General features: G+C 73.7%; 2 protein-coding genes. Both read left to right on the top strand.

The genetic code is table 11. The features are described from left to right. On the top strand, positions 1-2,035 hold a 2,035-nt coding region (addB, locus tag HUU94_RS11155), incomplete at its 5' end, for a double-strand break repair protein AddB (protein ID WP_174275152.1). Next, on the top strand, positions 2,032-3,047 hold a 1,016-nt coding region (locus tag HUU94_RS11150), incomplete at its 3' end, for a UvrD-helicase domain-containing protein (RefSeq protein ID WP_174275151.1). The genes addB and HUU94_RS11150, both read left to right, overlap by 4 nt.

The following is a 3,047-nucleotide window of genomic DNA, read 5'->3' as shown; positions in this document are numbered from 1 at the left end:
CGGCCATGCGATGGCGCCCGCCGCCTTTACCGATCGCTGGCGCTCCCTGCCTGCGCGGGAACGGCAATTGCCCGGCGTGCGCGCCGCCGAATTTGCGACGCCGGCGGCGGAGGCGCAGGCGATCGCGCTGGCGCTGCGCGAGGCGATCGAGCAGCCCGGGCGCACCGCCGCGCTGGTCACTCCCGATCGCGGGCTCGCCACGCGCGTTTCGGCGCATCTCGCGCGCTGGGGGATCGAGGCCGACGACAGCGCCGGACGGCCGCTCTCGCTGCTGGCGCCGGGCACGCTGCTGCTGGCGATCGCCGACGTGCTGGCCGAGGATTTCGCGCCGGTCGCGCTGCTCACTCTGCTCAAGCATCCGCTGGTCCGCGCCGGGGACGAGCGCCTGGCGTGGCTGGACGGCGTGCGGCTGCTCGATCGCGCGTTGCGTGGGCCGCGTCCCGCGCCGGGGCTGGCGGGAATCGGCGCCTATCTCGCCGAGGGAGACGGGTGGCAGGCGCGCGATCGCAAGGCCGCGCTCGGTTTCTGGCACGACGACGCCTTGCCGCTGCTGACCACGCTGGCGGCGATCGACCGGACGCCTTCGCTGGCGGGCCTGCTCGGCGGCATACGCGCGGCGGCGACTGAACTCGCCGGGGACGCCGCATGGTCGCGCGCGGCGGGGCGCGCCGCCGCCGATCTCGTCGCCGGGCTGGAGGATGCGGCGGGCGAGGGGCCGCGATCGATCTCGCTCGAAGGCTTTCCGGCTTTCCTGCGCGCGGCGCTGGAGGGGGTGGCGGTACGGCCGCCGCAGGGCGGGCACCCGCGCATTTCGATCTGGGGCCTGATCGAGGCACGGTTGCAGCGCGCCGATCTGATCGTGGCGGGGGGGCTCAACGAGGGCGTGTGGCCCGCTTTGCCCGCGCCCGATCCCTGGCTCGCGCCCGCGATCCGCGCCGCGCTCGGCCTGCCGGGGCTGGAGGAGCGGATCGGCGTCGAGGCGCAGGAATTTGCCGCGGCGCTCGGCAGCCCCCAGGTGCTGCTGACCCGCGCGCGGCGCGATGCGCGCGCGCCGACGATCGCCTCGCGCTTCTGGCTGCGGCTGGAGGCGATGACGGGGGGGCTCAAGCGGCGCAACGCCCTCAGCCGCTGGGCGCAGGCGATCGACGATGGCGGGCCGCAATCGCCCGCGCTCCGCCCCGAGCCCGCGCCGCCGATCGCCGATCGACCGCGCGCGATCGCGGTGACCAAGCTCGATCGCCTCAAGGCCGATCCCTTCGCTTTCTACGCCGATGCGATGCTGCGGCTGCGCGCCTGGGACGCGGTCGATGCCGATCCGAGCGCGGCATGGCGCGGTACGGCGGTGCATGCGATCCTCGACGCCTGGTTCCGGGAGGACGGGTGCGATCCGGCGAGGCTCAGGCCGCGCGCCGAGGCTTTGCTCGGCACCGCCGCCGCGCATCCGGTGCTGCGCGCGATGTGGACGCCGCGCCTGCTGGAGGCGATCGACTGGATCGCGGCCTATTCCGCCGGACTTGCCGCCGCCGGCCGTCACCCGATCGCGGCGGAGATCAAGGGCGAGATCGCGATTGACGGCCTGACGCTGCGCGGCACCGCCGATCGGATCGACCGGCTGGCCGACGGCGGCCTCGCGATCGTCGACTATAAGACGGGCAAGCCGCCGAGCACGCGCGCGGTGGAGGAAGGCTATTCGATGCAGCTCGGCCTGCTCGGGCTGATCGCCGAGCGCGGCGGGTTCGAGGGCGTGGGGGGCGTACCGAGCGGCTTCGAATATTGGTCGCTCGCCGCGCGGAACGACACGCTCGGCCATATGCGCTCGCCGACCGAGATCGATCGCCAGGGGCGCGGCATTCCGCCCGAGGATTTCACCGCGCGATCGGCGCGCGTGCTGGAGGAAGCCGCGCAGCGCTGGCTGCTCGGCGACGCGCCGTTCACCGCCAAGCTCCATCCCGAACATGCGCCCTATGGCGATTACGACCAGCTCATGCGGCTCGACGAATGGTATGGCCGCGTGCCTTCGGGAGCGGCCGAATGAGCGGCCGGATCAAGCCGCTCGATCTGCTGCGCGGCGCGCAGGCCGATGCGTCGCATCCCGAGCGGCTGGTCTGGCTTTCAGCCTCGGCGGGAACGGGCAAGACGCATGTGCTGACCGCGCGCGTGCTGCGGCTGCTGCTGAGCGGCGCCGATCCCGCCGCGATCCTCTGCCTCACCTTCACCAAGGCCGGCGCCGCCGAGATGGCCGATCGTATCCAGGCGCGCCTGGCGAGCTGGGTGCGGATGCCCGAGAACAAGCTCGAAAAGGAATTGTTCGCGCTGGGCGAGGCGCGCGACGCGCCCTCGGTGCGCGCGGCGCGGCGGCTGTTCGCGCGCGTGCTCGATGCGCCCGGCGGTGGTCTGCGCATCCAGACGATCCACGCCTTCGCGCAGACCCTGCTCGCCGCCTTTCCGGCCGAGGCGGGGCTGGTGCCCGGCTTCCGTCCGCTCGAAGGGCGCGCGGAGGCGGCGCTGGCGCGCGAGACGTTGGGGCGCCTGCTGGTCGAGGCCGAGCGCGGCAGCGATCTCGGCCTGATCGCCGACGTGCAGACGCTCAGCCGCCGGCTCGGCGAGGAGAAGGCCGAAAACTATCTCAAGGCCTGCGCGCGCGCGCCGCAGGCGATGGCGGAGCTGGGCGGCCGGCAAGGCATCGAGGCGCGCGTGCGCACCGCGCTGGACGTCTGGCTCGACGATATCGAAGCGCGGATCGCCGAGGAGTGCAGCACCTTCGATTGCGCGGGCCTGCGGGCGATCCGTGCCGCCAATCTCGCCTGGGGCACCAAGACCGGCCTCGATCATGCCGACCGGATCGCGCGCTTCCTCGACGCCGACGCCGCGGGCCGCGCCGCGCTGCTGCCCGAGATGATCGGCCTGGTGCGGACCAAGGAGGGCAGCCCCAAGGCCGTCTCAACCAAGCTGCTCGGCTGCGATCCCGCGCATGGCGAGAATTGCGAGGCGCTGGCCGATGCGCTCGCGCTGCTGCTGGGCCAGCGCAGCCGCGCGGCGACGGCGGC

The sequence above is a fragment of the Sphingomonas bacterium genome, from assembly GCF_903644055.1.
Taxonomy (GTDB): Bacteria; Pseudomonadota; Alphaproteobacteria; order Sphingomonadales; family Sphingomonadaceae; genus Sphingomonas_I.
This window is presented reverse-complemented; position numbering and strand designations above follow the sequence as displayed.